Below are 16,742 nucleotides of genomic sequence, written 5' to 3'. Positions count from 1 at the left end.
TAGGTAACTAAGCGTTCTTTTTTTGTTTTTGCATCGTCATTTAATTACAAAGAGGAGATTCCTTTTTTTGTAATCTGACGATATAATTAATAGAATATTCTGTTTTGTAGAAAGGGAGGTGTAGATATATGGTAGCCCAACTAAATGGGAAATTAATGAATCAACTAGCGATTTTTTTGAGTGTTTTTATATTGATTCAGTTTGTAGCTGATGTAACAGGTCTTACGCAATCACTAGGTATTCATTATTTAGGTACAATAAGACAGAGCATCACTTATACAGCATTTGGTTTAGCTGTGATTTTTACTATATTGGGTATGAAAAAGGAATTAAGTAAATATGCAATTATTTCTTTATGTTCGGCGATAGGAATACAAATAATTTATATAGTTGTTATTGTGGTTTTATGGATGTTGGCAGGGACACCGTAAAGTATTGTTCGTTTTTTTATAGAAAAACCTATTATTATGAAGTGCACCTCCAATTGTTAGACACGGTCTAACAATTGGAGGTGCACTTTTATTCCGATTATTAGTCTTCACCAATCGGGCTTTTACGAGCAGTTGATTTCCCACCTGACTCCTTGTATTCACTGAATTTTGAGGTGGGCATCTAGCTATTTAGAGCTTGATTTCTGTGGGGAATTTTAGGGTTTCTTAAGCAAACCGTAGCGGTGGTCATTTTATTTGGAAAATAGAGTGTAACTAATTGCAAAAGATTATATATAGAAACTCTTTTTTGTAAAATTCATGGTAAAATTAATTGAATATTCAGGTTTATAAAAAGGGGGCAACGATGCAGGTACAATTAAATGGAAAATTAATGAATCAAATCGCAATCTTTTTTAGTAGTATTGCCATGCTTCAGTTTATAGCTGAGGTAACAGGATTTACGCAAAATTTAGATATTACGTATAACTTAATAAATACAACAACGTCATATATAACATTTAGCTTGGCAGTGATTTTTACTTTAATAGGTGCAAGAAGAGAATTGAGTAAATATGCAATTATTTTATTATGTTTAGTAGTAGCTATTAAATCGATTTATTTTGTAGCTATTGTTATTTTATGGGGATTGGCTGGTACGCCGTAAATGAATAAAAAACCTAATTTCCAAGAAGACATGAGGAAATTAGGTTTTTATGCTTGAAACGCTTTTCTACACCGATCCCTTCTTTGCAATCTTCTTTTGTACCTTTTTCTATCACGCTGTACGCCTTTTATATACATGCATAGGCTGAAGAAGAAGAAGAAGGCACATTGTATCGTTAATATATACGATGACATGCCCTGTAACGGTTGCTTTGGATCATATAAATGAATAGGTGCTCCGCCTATTGTAGGGAATATTGTATTGAGCAGGACGTAAGGAATGGAGGTAACTGCAAATGGAAACAGAATCGCCATATAGTCCTTTTGTGACCATGCAGATGCAGCAAGTCCTAAAAGAGCCATTAACCCTGCAAATAAAAAATTAATTCCGATATATACAATAATATAAGTGATGGGGGAGCCGTAATATAAGTTTGCGAACATCCCGTTGTCATTTATAATACCTGAACCCGCTGCGGGTGCTCCGTTTGGAATGGTTAATTTGCAAAATAATAATGATAAGATAAATGGAAACGTATAAAGAAGTCCTCCGCAAAAAAATGTAACGATATATTTCGTTACTGAATAAGGAAGTAACGAAATTTCTTTACTTATAAATGTCTTAAAACCATCTGATTTATCTGAGTTGTAACTTGTACTAAAGGGAAGACTTGCAATAACTGGCATTAATAATAAATAAACATCCATTTCATTGTCGCGAAATCCAATCCATTTAAAAGCCGTTGTTACAAACGCATCCGTTCCGTCTCCAATATAACGAATTACATAATAATAATGATAGATAGAGATAAGAGCTAATCCACTAAACATAATAATTAAAGAAACACGATTACAAAAAGCTTGCTTTATACTTAAACGAAGCGCACGCATCATGACTGAAAAAGCCTCCACTATTTTGATAAACTTGTCTATTTTCTATATTACTATTAATTGTAAAGATTTTCTTGTTTTTTTATTTGATTATTTGAAAAAGAGGAATTTTGTTGTTGTTAAGTAAGGTTTATCTATACATCTTAAGAACACCTTTTCTTTTTCTCTTTCCATCTGATACACTATGACAGTATTATATGAATGGACTGGAATTTTTTTATACTGGAAATAATAAAAAAGAGAACTTGTATAGAATGTAAGCGTGTGGTAATATCAAAGATGTACTGATTGACTATATTATCCAATTGGTCATTTTTGGAGGTGACGATGTGGCGATAGATCGAAAACGTTCTATTATTGAAGCTGCAACAAAGTCTTTTTCAGCGTTCGGTTATAAAGCAACAACGATGGATCAAGTAGCGAAATTAGCGAATGTAGGAAAAGGAACGATTTATACTTTTTTCAAAAATAAAGAAGAGCTATTTGGCGAAATTATTTCTAATTTAATTACAGAAATGAAGCAAGTTGCAGAAAACGCAATTCGTTCAGATGTTTCATTTTTTGAAAATGTACATAAAGCATTATATAGCATCTTAGAATTTAGAAAAGAACATCAGCTCATGATTAAGTTAATTCAAGAAGAGCGCGATATGGGAACGAAAGAAGTACAAGAAGTGATGCAACAAGTAGATGTGGAAATCGTTTCTGTCATTCAATCGTATTTAAAGATTGCGATTGAAAAAGGTGAAATTAGCAAATGTGACCCAGAAATTACAGCATTTATTATGCTTCGCCTATACGTATCGCTCATTTTTGATTGGGAAAAAAATCATGAACCGCTAGAAAAAGAAAAAATTGCAGAATTATTTGAACTTTATTTATTAAAAGGATTGTCAAACTAAGATAATCCTTTTATTATTATAAAAAATGACCAATTGAACAAAGTAGTCATATATTTATTTTAGGAGGGATAATATAAATATTCACTTCATAGTAAGGAACAGTTGCATAGTATAAATTCGGGGATAAGGCATATGTATGAATAAGTATAGCCTTTTTGTTTGGGTGAAAATGACTAAATGAACATTTTAGTCATTTTGATAAAGGGGGAGAAATGATGAAATGGAATCAGTTACTTCGTAAAGAGTTTACTGAAATTATAAAAAGTAAAAAAATATTAATTCCAATTATCGCGGTATTATTCGTACCAATTTTATATGCAGGTATGTTTTTATGGGCCTTTTGGGATCCGTATAAACAGTTAGATGATTTACCAGTTGCGGTAGTCAATTTAGATAAAGGTGCAGTATTTGATGGAAAACCAATTGAGGTCGGAAAAGGGCTCGTTGATAATTTAAAAGATAACACAAGTTTTAAATGGGAATTTGTAAGTGAAAAAGAAGCGAAAAAAGGAATGGAAGGCAGAAAATATTACATGTTAGTACGCATTCCTGATGACTTCTCAAGTAACGCTACAACGTTATTAAAAGATGATCCGAAACCATTAAACTTAGAATACATTCCAAACGAAAGCTTAAACTTCTTATCTTCACAAATTGGTGGAACAGCCATTGAAAAAATTAAAGGTGAAGTAGCAAGTACGTTAACGAAAACATATGCAGAGAAAATGTTTGATTCCATTCAAGACGTCTCAAAAGGATTAGCAGATGGGGCGGAAGGGGCAAATAAACTACATGACGGATCAAGTGAGCTGCATGATGGTTCAAGTAAAGTGACGGATGGCCTTCATACACTTCAAGGGAAGTCTGGGGAGATGAAGGATGGAGTTCAGAAATTAGCAGATGGATCAAATAAATTAGTAGATGGGTCAGGAAAAGTAACAGATGGTTTAAATACATTAAATAGCAAAACAGGTATAGGCAAATTACAAGATGGATCCGGAAAAGTAACGGCAGGTTTAAATACGTTAAATGGCAAAACGGGTGAAATGCAGACTGGTATAGGGAAATTAGTAGACGGTTCAGGAAAAGTAACAGCAGGTCTAAATACATTAAATAACAAAACAGGTGAGATGCAGACTGGTATAGGGAAATTAGTAGACGGTTCAGGAAAAGTAACAGCAGGTTTAAATACGTTAAATGGTAAAGCGGGTGAGATGCAGACTGGTATAGGGAAATTAGTAGACGGTTCAGGAAAAGTAACAGCAGGTTTGAATACATTAGTAAGTAAAACAGGTGAATTAAAAACAGGAACAATTGACTTATCAAATGGTATGGGAGAACTTGTTGAAGGGCAAAGCCAATTAGAGACAAGGGCTCAAGAGATTCAAAAGGGTTTGCAGGAGTTAAATAGTAACGTACAAAATTCTGTTGCAGGCTTAGAGGTAATACAGTCAAAAGCTCCTTCTACATTAAATGAAAAAATAAATGGAGCTGGAGAAGACGTAAGTCAGTTAAATGAATTGACGCAATCAACCGCAGGGGATGCAAAAACTGCAGCGCAAGATGTAGCGAGCTTGCAAAAGCAAATTGAGAGTTTACCGAAAGAATATCAAGAACAGTTACAACCATATATAACAAATGTGGCAAAAAGTACGGCGACAGTTCAGCAGAAGGCTGCCGGGGTAGCAGGTGGAACAAACAAGTTAAACGAAGAAGTGAAACAATTAAAAAGTGAAATAAATGAAACAACAAGTGGAATGCAAAACAAACTACCGAATCCAGAAGGGTTTAAAACTTTAACGGATGGTATTAAGAAACTAACGAACGCACAAAATGAATTTGTTAGTAATTTTCATGGATTTGGTGAAGGTTTAGGTAAGGCAAAATTAGGTGCTGATAAATTGAAGAACGGATCTGGTCAATTGATTGATGGAGCAAATCAATTAGTAGATGGATCTGGGAAGGTAACAGAAGGATTAGGCGCATTATCCGTAGGAGCAAACCAAATGGCAGGTGGAATAAATCAATTAGCGGACGGTTCAAGCCAAGTGACAGGCGGTTTAGGTGCATTATCTGTAGGGGCAAGCCAAATGACTGGTGGAATAAATCAATTAGCAGATGGCTCAAGTCAAGTAACAGGTGGTTTAGGCACATTATCTGTAGGAGCAGGCCAAATGACAGGCGGAATAACGCAATTAGCGGACGGTTCAAGCCAAGTAACAGGCGGTTTAGGCACATTATCTGTAGGAGTAACAAAATTAGCAGATGGCTCAAATCAAGTAACAACAGGATTAGGCACTCTAAATGGCGGTTTAAATACAATGTCAACTGGCTCAACACAGTTAATCGACGGCGTAAATAAACTAGCAGATGGCTCAGGAAAAGTAACAGATGGCCTCGTAAAAGTAAACGACGGTTCAGGTGAACTTGCTGAAAAGCTTGGCGAAGGGGCAGAGAAAACTGGTGAAGTGAAAGGGACGAATAAAACATTTGATATGTTTGCAAACCCTGTAAAAGTAAAGACAGAGAAATTAGCGGAAGTTCCAAACTACGGAACTGGATTTACACCGTATTTCTTATCACTCGGTTTATTTGTTGGGGCATTACTATTATCTATCGTATACCCATTACGCGATACAGTCGGCGTTCCAAAATCAGGATTTAGCTGGTTTATTAGTAAGTTCGGCGTTTTACTATCAGTCGGTATTATTCAAGCGATAGTAGCAGATGTTATATTACTGTTCGGATTAGGTGTAGAAGTGCAAAGTATTCCATACTTCATACTCTTTAGCATCGTTACAAGTTTAGCATTTATCGCATTAATTCAATGTTTAGTAACAGCATTCGGTGATGCAGGGCGATTTATTGCCATCATCACATTAATTATTCAGCTTACAACAAGTGCTGGAACATTCCCACTAGAATTGATTCCGAAGTTTTTACAACCATTTAATACGTGGTTACCGATGACATACTCTGTATCAGGATTGAAAGCAGTCGTATCAAGCGGAGACTTTAACTTCATGTGGCAAAATATAGGAATACTCATGATCTTTATCGTCGTATTATCACTTGGAACAATCGCTTCCTTAACTTGGATGCACAAACGACAATTTAGAAATGTTGTTGAAAATCAATCGATTGAAGTTTAAAAAAAGCACCTTGTAGGTAAATATTTATAATAACGAAACATTGGAATGAAAAGCCTGTATCAATAATTACTCAGTGATTATCGATACAGGCTCTTTTTATTGGATCTGTTCATAAAGATTGTTGTTATTAGAGCATTTTTCTTTTCGTTCTTTCATTCCATTTTTATTCTTTTTAATGCTAATTCAGTTGCCATTTTCCCGTTATGTTGTCCGTGCTCTTTAACCTAATTTAGTTTTTCGCTAGCTGGCACGTATCTATGGAAACCTAGAATTTCAGCCGCTCTCTCTTGTATCCACATATCCGATTCGTCCAAGAGGGGAAGTGTTTCATGCAATTGTGTATAAGGAGTTAAAGCGATAATTGAAAATTAATATTGAGCTCTTTTTTCTTCCGTTAATTCAGGTTTTTTAAGAAGATTTTTCAATTCTTAAATGGCTTGTACATCTTGCTGTAGTTGCAGTTCATCCGTATTTTCTTTGGAACAAGGATAATCTTTAACTTCTAATTGCAGTCTAAACGAAAGAAAAGGACTTACAGCAATTTACAGAGAAAACTAGAATAGGGGAGTTGATATGATGAAACAAAAATCTCGCTTCTATTTTATAATATATTCACTAATCACCTTCTTGGTTTATACACTATATCCGATTTTATTTCACAAAAAAGAACATACGAGCATGAAGGATATACTGGGAATGATTGTAACGTATTACATTTTAATTAGTGGATATTACTTTATTGATTTTTTAAGTGAAAGAATAAAGAAAAACGGTAAAGAAAAACAGTAAAGTTTCACTATTTAAAAGCTGATGAAGGATAACAAAATGACCGAAAGCGAAATGAAATTTAGGGATACGAACATTCGTAACTTTTTCGATAAAGAGAATCGTTTAAAATCGATTCCAGGTCAAAAAAAGAAAAAGTTAGTGTTATTAGAACATTTGATTAGCAAGTTAAACGTTGAAAATCAATATACAGAGAAAGAAATAAATGTGTTCATAAAACAATATCATGATGATTTTTGTACGATTAGAAGAGAATTTATCGTGCATGGGTTTATGGATCGAGAGGATAATATGTACCATATAAATGGGAGAGAAGTTTGGACGAAGTGGGAGGAGTTATAAATGTAATGAGTAATTCCTAGTTTGCCTCTCTTATCTAAAGAAGGAAATATTATGGGCTTTGGTGGTAGTTGCGGTGAATTTGCTTTATTAGTTATATTGTTTATTTTATTAATCATCGTTGGAGCTGCTTGCTTTTGCTAAAAACTATGGAAAAGACACTCTTATAAGAGTGTCTTTTCTTTATGAAGACGTAATCCCACAAAAACATTTATTTATGGGGGCTTGCCAAATACTCATCAACCTAAGAAAATAGATCACTCCATAATGAAAAATTCACGTTTTTACAGTTAGTACTGAAAATTCGGCTCATCCTTTTCGTTTTAGAAAAAGTAATATTTTAAGTTGATAGATGTGTAATATTACCTATATTGTAACGTATAAGTGAATTTAATGACTTTAACTATACTTTTGTTTCGTTTCATTTAAAAATATTACGATTATATTACAAAAACTATTGATTATATCTAAATAGCGTAATATAATACTGTTTGTGGAAATAAAAACAAAAATTATTCATTATTTGGGGTATATGGAAAATGAAGAAAGTTATTTTACCAGTTTTAATGTCTGCTATGGTTATAGTTCCGGCAGTATCACATGCTGAAAAACAAGATAATGTGAAACAGACTACTGCAAAAGCAGAGCAGACAATTCAGCAAAGTGGTTGGGTAAAAGTAGGGGATACATGGTATTTCTATGACCAAAAAGGTATGAAGAAAACAGGCTGGTTACAAGATGGTGGAAAATGGTATTATTTTGATGGTAATGGAAAAATGCAAACAGGTCATATTGTATATCAATATGAGGGTTACTTACTGGGAGCAGACGGTACAATGTATGCCAATGAAGGTTGGATTCAGTATGGTGGAAAGTGGTATTATGTACATCAAGGTGGAAAGCTACATTACGGATTGCTTGAATATAATGGGAAAACTTATTTTTTAAATCCAGATAATGGGCAGATGTTTACGAAAGCTTGGATTGGGGAATATCATACAGGCAATTATTTTCTCGAAGATGGATCAATGGCAATAGGTTGGACTTCAATTGATAATAAGTGGTACTATTTTAACGATAAGGGGCTTAGTTATAATGACTGGCTAAGCTATAACGGAAGCTGGTATTATTTTGTAGGTGGTAAGATGCAAACAGGTTGGGTACAAGATAATGGAAAATGGTACTACATGAATACAGACGGCACAATGAAAACAGGCTGGGTAAAAGAAAATGGAAAATGGTATTATCTGAACTCAAATGGCACGATGAAAAGTTCAGAAAATGGATGGAAAGACTGTTGGTTAGATGAAGGAGGAAAGCGCTACTTTTTCGATGACAGTGGTGCTATGCGTACAGGGAAACTAGCTGAAGGCGGCACTTCATGGTATTTTAATCCAGATGGATCTATGGTGACTGGATGGAAAATAGTGGATGGTGACTGGTATTACTTTGATGAGAAAAGTGGAGCGAATCATGAAGGTTGGTTAAACTACAATGGCAAGTGGTATTACTTTTATGATGGCCCAATGACAACTGGTTGGGTACAAGTGAATGGCACATGGTACTACTTGAATGAAGATGGAACGATGAAAACAAATTGGTTACAAAAAGATGGAAAATGGTACTATTTACAATCCAATGGTGCAATGGCAGTGGGCAAACATTTCATTAATGGAAAATGGTATTCATTCAAAAATGATGGCGTTATGATGTAACAAAGATTTTTAATTGAATAAATGACAATAGATATCTATTTTAAGATATTTCTATGATGAAAAAAACACCTGTGAAGGTGTTTTTTTCATCTTTACAGTTAGTTATTACTTATTCCTCTTATTCTTGCACTTTTCGTTTTCACTAGTTTATTAGCGAGCATGGCTGGATTTATGCAGGAAATATCTAAACTGTAAGGATATGTGGGAAGTAGAATTATAAAACTTTTGTTTCCAATCTTTCTTTCTGACGAAGATGATGTGCAAAATGCATAGAAATGAGCTGAAACCATTCTGCCGCATTTAAGTAACCAAGCCCAGGGTGTTCGACTTTACAAGCACTTCGAATAGAAGTAATTGTTGGTTCAATGTCTTTAACAACTGTAATTAATTTCAGAAAACGCTCTTGTACTTCTTCTTTGTTAATTGGATTTTCTGGCGTATATCCAGGATGATTTGGTACTTTGATTTGTATGTCTGGGAAAGCACCAAGTTTATATACTTTTTCACCCATATCCGTTTTTTTGTTAGTTACTGATGGTGTTTCGCCTTTACATTTTGTGATTGCATCTAATTGCATGTATGTGGAAGCAATTAGATGATTATACATTTGACCGAGAGACCATTCCTCACTAGAAGGCTTCATCCTAAATTGTTCTATAGAGTACTTTTCTAATTCCCCTATGTAGTACGTTGCTAACTCTTCAAAATTCTTCATATCACTAACTCCTTTTTATGAAAATGTATTTGTTACTACCTACTATAAAGAAGTAATGCTGACAACATTATGTCAGTAGTGAAATATAAAAATTAAAGTTTTAACATTTTTTTTGCTTCATCACGGATTTTCTCAGAAAGAATTTTTGGCTCAAGTACTTGCACTTGGCTTCCCCAGCTCAATACCCATTGAAACACTTCGTCTATGTTTCTTGATTTCAAAAAGACATGGAAACCATTATCTTTATGCTCGTATGAATCTATAAAAAAGTATCGGGATTCAATAATTTTATGTGCAATATGAGATGGAAACAATAAATGAATCGTAACAATACGATTGTTTTCAGGTTGATAGTCTTGTAAAGAAAAGTCTTTCGGTTTTGTAAAAAATTCTTGTTTTTGCTGTAATGTATCCATACGGTCTAAACGAAAATTACGTATTTGTTTCCGAAGTAAGCAATGAGCAACGATGTACCAAATTCCTGAAATATTGACTAAACCGTAAGGATGAACAGTCCGCTCTATTTTTGTGGTTTCTCTTGGCTTACGATAAGAAAAAGAGATAGCTTGCTCGTTTTGAATTGCTTCTTGTAGCAAGAAAAGTTGGTTCTCTAGTTTTTCTTGCTCGGCTTGCTGGTTTGAAAATATAGGAGAAAGGAAACGGAAAGTACCTCGTAACCCCTCAACTTTCTTTTTTTGATCAGTAGGGAGGATAACCTCAAGTTTCTCTTTTGCCGATTGTGCATGTGCAGAAAAAGAAGAAGTGAAAGTTTTCTCGATATAATCACCGCCTAATAAAAGGGTAACAGCCTCTTCAGGGGTAAGCTGAATGGGTGGTAAGAAATATCCATCCATTAATGAGTAGCCGTGGCCGGGCATTGCAAAAATTGGGACACCAGATTCACTAAGTGCATCCATATCTCGATAAATAGTTCTTATACTTGTCTCAAATTTTCCAGCTAAACTTTGTGCTGTAACAGTTTGTTTTCTTTGTAATTCAATTAATATTGCTAATAAACGATCCGTTCGATTCATGAAATATCATCCTTTATTTTTATAAATATGATCACTGTAAAATTCTAAAAGTAATACATTTTCCCCTACTATTAACAGACTTTTTCCTATGTATAATATTAATATAGTAAAATCATAACAACCTATATTGCAGTTTCCAATAATATACTATATAATCAGGATAAGAAAACGTTTTCATGCAAAGGGGGAGAATTTCGTGTCGACTATCGAGGACGTGGCGAAATTAGCGGGGTTATCAAGGACAACGGTTTCTAGGGTGATCAATAATCATCCATATGTTTCAGATGAGAAGAAAAAAAGGGTTCAATTAGCAATGAAGCATTTAGGCTTCGTTCCTAATTCTGCGGCGAGAAGGCTTCGTAAACAAAAAACAGAAACAATTGCGGTGCTTGTTCCAAGGATTACAAATCCTTTTTTTAGTAGATTTATTGAAGCAATCGAGATTGCTGCTTCTGAGCATAAATATAAACTGATTATTTGTCAAACAAGATATTTACCAGAAAAAGAGATGGAGTATTTACAATTATTATCTACGAAACAAGTAGATGGGATTATTCTATGTTCACTAGAAAATCCATGGGAAGATGTAGAGCCGTACTTACAGCACGGTCCAATCGTGTTATGTAATGAATATATTGAGGAAGCAAATGTTCCAACAGTGAAATTTGATCATGCACAAGGAGCATATATAGCTGCCAATCATGTATTAGAACAAGGATATCGTAATCTTATTTTTTGCCGTGGTAACGAAACCAAAGTTGTTAGCCAACAGCGGAAAATGGGCTTTTTACGTGCAATAACTGAGAAGAGCCGCCAAGTAGAAGCGATTGATTTTCTTGAAAACGCTTTCTCTTGGGATGATGGGAAGCGAATATTCCATGAAGTATTAAAGGACAAAAAAAATCCTACCGCGATTTTGGCAGGAGGCGACGAGGTTGCAGCTGGAATTATCTCAGAGGCGAAGCGCCATAACTGGAGTATTCCAGAGGATCTCGCTGTTATCGGTTTTGATAATCAAATTTTATCGCAGATTACTGAGCCAGGTATTACGACAATTGAACAGCCAATTGATGAAATGGCTCGAAAAGTTGTCGACCTGATGATGGATAAAATCCATACGAAAAATTATCGTAAAAAAGAATTGTATGAGTTTGAACTGGAGCTCTTGGTGAAAGGTTCAACGATGAAGGATACGATGTTATTAGCCTAGTAGACTATGTCTGCTAGGTTTTTTTTCTGTTCACAAACTACTACTCTTCGTGAACGCAGTCATCACATTTGTTATGGTATGCTTCGTGCTGCTCATCAATTTCTTTCCCGCAGTGCGCACAAGTTTTCGTCGGTAAATTTCTGAAAAACTCCATTGGTTGATCGATCATGTCAATTCCTCCATTTCCATTTCTTACTATCATTGTATTAGTACAAAAAATAAAAGTCAACAACTGTTTTATAACAAATTGAAAATTAATGAAAAAGTTTAGGAAATGGATTATAGTTAACAATGTAGGATGTAAGTAAAAAACTTTCTCAAGTACGGAGAAAAACTGCATTCCTACTCGGTTTTAGAAAGGATGGATACATATGAAAATGACTGTTGTCGGCTTTTGGGGCGGCTTTCCAGAAGCGGGAGAAGCAACGTCGGGGTATTTGTTTGAACACGATGGTTTTCGTTTACTTGTAGACTGTGGTAGTGGTGTACTAGCACAGCTTCAAAAATATATAACACCATCTCATATAGATGCAGTTGTACTTTCGCATTACCACCACGATCATGTTGCAGACATTGGGGTATTGCAATATGCGAGATTAATTACAAGTGCGACAAAGGGACAACTACCGGAATTGCCAATATACGGTCATACGTTTGACGAGAATGGATTCCATTCTTTAACGCATGCACCGCATACGAAAGGAATCGCGTACAACCCAGAAGAAACACTTCAAGTTGGACCTTTTTCTATTTCATTCTTAAAAACTGTTCATCCTGTTACATGCTTTGCGATGCGTATTAAAGCTGGTAGTAACGCTGTAGTATATAGCGCTGATTCCAGTTATATTTCTGAATTCATTCCATTCACAAAAGATGCTGATCTTTTCATTTGTGAGTGTAATATGTATGCACACCAAGAGGCTGCAAAAGCAGGGCATATGAATAGTACAGAAGTGGCAAGTATTGCGAAAGATGCGAATGTAAAAGAACTTTTATTAACGCACTTACCGCATATAGGAAACCCATCTGATTTAGTAACAGAAGCAAAACAAATTTTCAGTGGCCATATTACGTTAGCTCATAGTGGCTACGTATGGAATTCATGAGGTGATACGATGTTATTTATTGATAATAAAGGGATTACAGATCCTAGAATAAACTTAGCGATTGAAGAATATTGTGTGAAGAATTTAGATATTAACGAAACATATTTACTGTTCTACATTAACGAACCTTCCATTATCATTGGTAAAAACCAAAACACAGTAGAAGAAATTAATGCAGATTACGTAAAAGAAAAAGGTATTCATGTCGTTCGTCGTCTATCAGGCGGGGGCGCGGTATATCATGATTTAGGAAACTTAAACTTCAGCTTTATTACGAAAGATGATGGAGACAGTTTCAGCAACTTCAAAAAATTCACAGAGCCTGTAACGAAAGCGCTTGGTAAATTAGGCGTAAATGCAGAACTAAGTGGTCGTAACGACATTTTAGCTGAAGGTAGAAAAATTTCAGGTAACGCGCAGTTCTCAACGAAAGGTCGTATGTTCAGTCACGGTACGTTACTATTTGACTCTGAAATCGATCACGTCGTATCGGCATTAAAAGTAAAAATGGATAAGATTCAATCAAAAGGAATTAAATCAATCCGTAGCCGCGTTGCGAATATTACAGAGTTCTTAAACGAAAAAATGACGACAGAAGAGTTTAGACAACTTCTTCTAGAAACCATTTTCGAAGGTGAAACAGAAATTCCAACGTACGAATTAACAGAAGCGGATTGGAAAGAAATACATAAACTTTCTGAAGAGCGCTACCAAAATTGGGATTGGAACTACGGAAAATCTCCGAAGTTCAACTTACAACATTCACACCGCTTCCCAGTTGGACAAGTTGACGTTCGTCTTGAAGTGAAAAAAGGAACAGTAACAGAATGTAAAATTTACGGTGACTTCTTCGGATCACTAGATGTTCATGACATTGAAGAACGCTTAACAGGCGTACAGTTCGATAAAGATGCATTCACTGCAGCTTTAGAAGGCGTAGATATCGCACGCTACTTTGGTAATATTACAACAGAAGATTTCTTACATTTATTCTTCTAAAAATGGGGGAGGCTGTCATAAAGGGCAGCCTCTTTCTTTTTGTGTGGATTGTCACTTTTGGTTTTGAGTTGCGGCTAATATAATTTCACTTATCACAAATATCTTCCTCAAAACACCACTCACGAGTCATCTGCCCCTTATAAAGGAATATACATAATAAAAGGAGGTGGATCAAAATGAAAAGAATAATGTGCGTTGTATTATTGCTCAGCTTCCTCATCGGGATGACAGCGTGTAACGATGAAACCTCCTCAAGTCGTACAACTTTATCTATTGGAAAACCAGCGAAGGATAATGTTATATATTATACGCATACGGATAACAAACGAAAGATAGATGATATACAAACTATGTTTCAAAGTAAGAAATGGAAAAGAAATGAAATGTTTAGTACTGTTGGTAAAATACCAGATGTTGTCTTGTCTATAGATGAAAACGATACAGGGTTACCGACAGTATATGTTACAGTGTACTTTCATGAAAATGGAGCGGACGCGATAAACTTGTATGGAGAGCATACAAGTTTAAATAAAGAAGAACTTGAAAAGCTTAGAGAAAAGATAGGTGCATATTATCCTAAAATGATTTCTGTCCTCGTTTAATAATTTGCTGGTAAGTGAAATCACTATATTTTTCCAAAGTTATTCAATAGGAAGTACGCCGTGTATATGCAGTTAATAGGATATTACTTGCCACTTTAATTTTCTTTTAATATAATTAATTTAGAATTTTTAAATATTCTAAATTTTATAAAGGTGGGGTTTGTGTGAATCTCGTTCAATCTTTGGCTGAAACGGCAAAACAGAAGGGGGATAAACCGGCTTATGTTTTTATGGATCAGTCGGTCTCGTATGACCAATTAAACAAAATGGTCACAAGGTTTTCTAGCAATTTAGCAGAAATGGGCATTGGAAAAGGGGACAATGTCGCATTAGTTGTTGGGAATTCACCACATTTTTTAGTCGGTTTATACGGAACAATGAAAGCTGGGGCAACTGTTATACCAGTTAATCCAATTTATACAGCAGACGAAATGCATTATATTTTACAAAATGGAGATGTAAAAACAATCATCGTACTCGACGTCCTTCTACCTGTTATACAATCTCTTACAACAAGACTTCCTTCACTAGAGAACATCATCATATGCGAAACCTCATCAGATTTTAATCATATAGAAACCGAAAAAATGAAAACGTTTACTAGTTTTATAGGAACTGGAGATGCGACTTACGAAGGTCCGGAACTAGATGAAGAAGATGTAGCGGTTATCCTCTACACTTCAGGCACAACTGGAAAACCAAAAGGTGCTATGTTAACAAATAAAAATTTATATAGTAACGCAAGCGATGTGGCGTCGTATTTACAATATACGGCCGATGATCGCGTCGTTGCGGCACTGCCTATGTTCCATGTATTCTGTTTAACAGTTGCGGTAAATGCACCGATTGTGAACGGGGCAACGATTTTAATGTTACCGAAATTTAGTCCGAAAGAAGTGTTCCGTATTTGTCGTACGTATGAACCAACGATTTTTGCTGGCGTACCGACGATGTACAATTATTTATATTTATTTGAAGAAGCAAGCGCAGAAGATGTGAAGACGCTTCGCCTTTGTATTTCAGGTGGTGCGTCAATGCCTGTTGCTCTTCTGCAAAACTTTGAAAAACGTTTTGACGTAATTGTTTCAGAAGGATACGGTTTATCAGAAGCATCACCAGTTACTTGTTTCAATCCGTTAGATCGCCCGCGTAAACCAGGGTCAATCGGCACAAATATTTGGCATGTAGAAAATAAAATTGTGAATGAACTTGGGGAAGACGTACCAGTCGGCGCAGTCGGTGAATTAATTGTTCGTGGACCTAATGTTATGAAGGGTTACTATAATGCACCAGAAGATACAGCTGCGACATTAAAAGATGGCTGGCTATATACAGGAGACTTAGCGAAAATGGATGAAGAAGGTTACTTCTATATCGTTGATCGTAAAAAAGATATCGTCCTAGTTGGTGGTTATAACGTCTACCCTCGTGAAGTAGAGGAGGTACTATATACGCACGAATCAGTAGCTGAAGTTGTCGTAATTGGTGTACCAGACGAAAACTTAGGAGAAGCAGTGCGTGCTTTCGTCGTTCTGAAACAAACGAACGTAACAGAAGAAGAGCTGATGCATTATTGCACGTTACATTTAGCAAAATATAAAGTGCCAATGAGCATAGAGTTTTTAACAGAATTGCCGAAGAATACGACGGGTAAGTTGTTAAGAAGAGCTTTGAGAGAAAAAGCGATGCAAGTGTAAGAATGGGGGGCAACCAGCTTTATGAAGTTGGTTGCCTCTATTTTTTTGCATTGGTTAAGCTATGACGCCATATATTTAAACCGTAATATGACTAGTAGGGAGGAGATATACATGGAGCAGAAGGAATTACGTTTGCGGCGAGTGCAATATCTTATTTGTGACATTATGGATGAAATGAACGCTGAAAATGAGAAGAAAAACTTAGAAACACTGCAGAAAGTAATTGACCAGCTTTCAGGAGCAATTGGTGATTTAGTAGATCCATCTGGTACGTATTCAATTGATTATTTGGAGAGGAAAGTTCATACAGCGCACTATTTATTATTTAAAAATGATCGTAAAGCATATTTGTGTAATAAATAAACATTCATCATTTGATGGGGTGTTTATTATTTTTGATATTTATTGATAATTATTATTAATAAAAGGATGAGTACAATGGGTTTAAGACGATAAATTAATCTGCTTATAATTGTACTTATAAATAATAAAGCTCGAAA

18 protein-coding genes and 1 pseudogene are annotated in these 16,742 nt (G+C 35.2%); 15 read left to right on the top strand and 4 right to left on the bottom strand.

The window, feature by feature from the left end; translation table 11 throughout:
* The first annotated feature begins 128 nt into the window (after positions 1 to 128).
* Both A6J74_RS11455 and A6J74_RS11450 read left to right on the top strand, forming a co-directional pair.
* Positions 129 to 431 (top strand): hypothetical protein, encoded by a 303-nt coding sequence (locus A6J74_RS11455; RefSeq protein ID WP_000226526.1) that lies wholly within the window; start codon positions 129 to 131, stop codon positions 429 to 431.
* Positions 432 to 795: 364 nt separating this feature from the next.
* On the top strand, positions 796 to 1,095 hold the full coding sequence (locus A6J74_RS11450) for a hypothetical protein (protein WP_001198066.1): 300 nt from the start codon (positions 796 to 798) through the stop codon (positions 1,093 to 1,095).
* Positions 1,096 to 1,142: 47 nt separating this feature from the next.
* Here the strand turns inward: A6J74_RS11450 and A6J74_RS11445 are convergent, their stop codons facing one another.
* On the bottom strand, positions 1,143 to 1,988 hold the full coding sequence (locus tag A6J74_RS11445; protein WP_000984181.1) for a hypothetical protein: 846 nt from the start codon (positions 1,986 to 1,988) through the stop codon (positions 1,143 to 1,145).
* Between the two features lie 326 nt (positions 1,989 to 2,314).
* Here A6J74_RS11445 and A6J74_RS11440 point away from each other — a divergent pair, with 326 nt between their 5' ends.
* From A6J74_RS11440 to A6J74_RS11405, 7 genes and pseudogenes are all read left to right on the top strand, one after another.
* Complete coding sequence (locus A6J74_RS11440; protein WP_000963370.1) at positions 2,315 to 2,887, top strand: TetR/AcrR family transcriptional regulator; 573 nt, start codon at positions 2,315 to 2,317, stop codon at positions 2,885 to 2,887.
* Between the two features lie 215 nt (positions 2,888 to 3,102).
* On the top strand, positions 3,103 to 6,039 hold the full coding sequence (locus A6J74_RS11435) for a YhgE/Pip domain-containing protein (protein ID WP_000871861.1): 2,937 nt from the start codon (positions 3,103 to 3,105) through the stop codon (positions 6,037 to 6,039).
* A gap of 573 nt (positions 6,040 to 6,612) precedes the next feature.
* Entirely contained in the window at positions 6,613 to 6,828 is a 216-nt protein-coding gene (locus A6J74_RS11425; RefSeq protein WP_000977617.1) for a hypothetical protein, read from the top strand.
* A gap of 36 nt (positions 6,829 to 6,864) precedes the next feature.
* A complete protein-coding gene (locus A6J74_RS11420; RefSeq protein ID WP_000140282.1) occupies positions 6,865 to 7,167 on the top strand; it encodes a DUF2087 domain-containing protein in 303 nt (100 codons plus the stop codon).
* Positions 7,168 to 7,218: 51 nt separating this feature from the next.
* Positions 7,219 to 7,308 carry a YjcZ family sporulation protein gene (locus A6J74_RS11415; RefSeq protein ID WP_000505668.1) on the top strand — a complete coding sequence of 30 codons (90 nt, stop codon included), beginning with the start codon at positions 7,219 to 7,221 and terminating at the stop codon, positions 7,306 to 7,308.
* A 395-nt stretch (positions 7,309 to 7,703) separates the two neighbouring features.
* The gene (locus A6J74_RS11410) at positions 7,704 to 8,879 is read left to right on the top strand and encodes a cell wall-binding repeat-containing protein (RefSeq protein WP_000755824.1); all 1,176 of its coding nucleotides are present in this window, start codon (positions 7,704 to 7,706) and stop codon (positions 8,877 to 8,879) included.
* A gap of 108 nt (positions 8,880 to 8,987) precedes the next feature.
* A pseudogene (locus A6J74_RS11405) lies at positions 8,988 to 9,074 on the top strand (YknW family membrane protein); the annotation flags it as partial.
* A 19-nt stretch (positions 9,075 to 9,093) separates the two neighbouring features.
* On the opposite strand, the gene A6J74_RS11400 reads toward A6J74_RS11405, so the two are convergent.
* Together A6J74_RS11400 and A6J74_RS11395 are read right to left on the bottom strand one after the other, a co-directional pair.
* Positions 9,094 to 9,594: a DinB family protein gene (locus A6J74_RS11400; protein ID WP_000787586.1), complete on the bottom strand. Its 501-nt coding sequence runs from the start codon at positions 9,592 to 9,594 to the stop codon at positions 9,094 to 9,096.
* A 92-nt stretch (positions 9,595 to 9,686) separates the two neighbouring features.
* Entirely contained in the window at positions 9,687 to 10,628 is a 942-nt protein-coding gene (locus A6J74_RS11395; RefSeq protein ID WP_001082252.1) for a helix-turn-helix transcriptional regulator, read from the bottom strand.
* A 196-nt stretch (positions 10,629 to 10,824) separates the two neighbouring features.
* On the opposite strand from A6J74_RS11395, the gene A6J74_RS11390 reads away from it, so the two are divergent.
* The gene (locus A6J74_RS11390) at positions 10,825 to 11,838 is read left to right on the top strand and encodes a LacI family DNA-binding transcriptional regulator (RefSeq protein ID WP_000103728.1); all 1,014 of its coding nucleotides are present in this window, start codon (positions 10,825 to 10,827) and stop codon (positions 11,836 to 11,838) included.
* A 40-nt stretch (positions 11,839 to 11,878) separates the two neighbouring features.
* On the opposite strand, the gene yhfH is transcribed toward A6J74_RS11390, so the two are convergent.
* Positions 11,879 to 12,007 (bottom strand): protein YhfH, encoded by a 129-nt coding sequence (gene yhfH / locus A6J74_RS11385; RefSeq protein ID WP_000567010.1) that lies wholly within the window; start codon positions 12,005 to 12,007, stop codon positions 11,879 to 11,881.
* Positions 12,008 to 12,209: 202 nt separating this feature from the next.
* On the opposite strand from yhfH, the gene A6J74_RS11380 reads away from it, so the two are divergent.
* The 5 genes from A6J74_RS11380 (at position 12,210) to A6J74_RS11360 (ending at position 16,605) form a co-directional block, all read left to right on the top strand.
* Positions 12,210 to 12,944 (top strand): MBL fold metallo-hydrolase, encoded by a 735-nt coding sequence (locus A6J74_RS11380; protein WP_000784683.1) that lies wholly within the window; start codon positions 12,210 to 12,212, stop codon positions 12,942 to 12,944.
* 9 nt (positions 12,945 to 12,953) lie between these two features.
* On the top strand, positions 12,954 to 13,943 hold the full coding sequence (locus tag A6J74_RS11375; RefSeq protein ID WP_000897263.1) for a lipoate--protein ligase: 990 nt from the start codon (positions 12,954 to 12,956) through the stop codon (positions 13,941 to 13,943).
* Between the two features lie 176 nt (positions 13,944 to 14,119).
* Entirely contained in the window at positions 14,120 to 14,545 is a 426-nt protein-coding gene (locus A6J74_RS11370) for a hypothetical protein (protein ID WP_000822232.1), read from the top strand.
* A gap of 164 nt (positions 14,546 to 14,709) precedes the next feature.
* Positions 14,710 to 16,242 (top strand): fatty acid--CoA ligase family protein, encoded by a 1,533-nt coding sequence (locus A6J74_RS11365; protein ID WP_001055206.1) that lies wholly within the window; start codon positions 14,710 to 14,712, stop codon positions 16,240 to 16,242.
* Between the two features lie 111 nt (positions 16,243 to 16,353).
* Positions 16,354 to 16,605 carry a hypothetical protein gene (locus A6J74_RS11360; RefSeq protein WP_000435466.1) on the top strand — a complete coding sequence of 84 codons (252 nt, stop codon included), beginning with the start codon at positions 16,354 to 16,356 and terminating at the stop codon, positions 16,603 to 16,605.
* Positions 16,606 to 16,742: the final 137 nt, after the last annotated feature.

This window comes from Bacillus sp. FDAARGOS_235 (assembly GCF_002073415.2).
GTDB classification, from domain to species: Bacteria; Bacillota; Bacilli; order Bacillales; family Bacillaceae_G; genus Bacillus_A; species Bacillus_A toyonensis.
The sequence above is the reverse complement of the archived record's forward strand: the minus strand, read 5'-3'. Positions and strand labels throughout refer to the sequence as shown.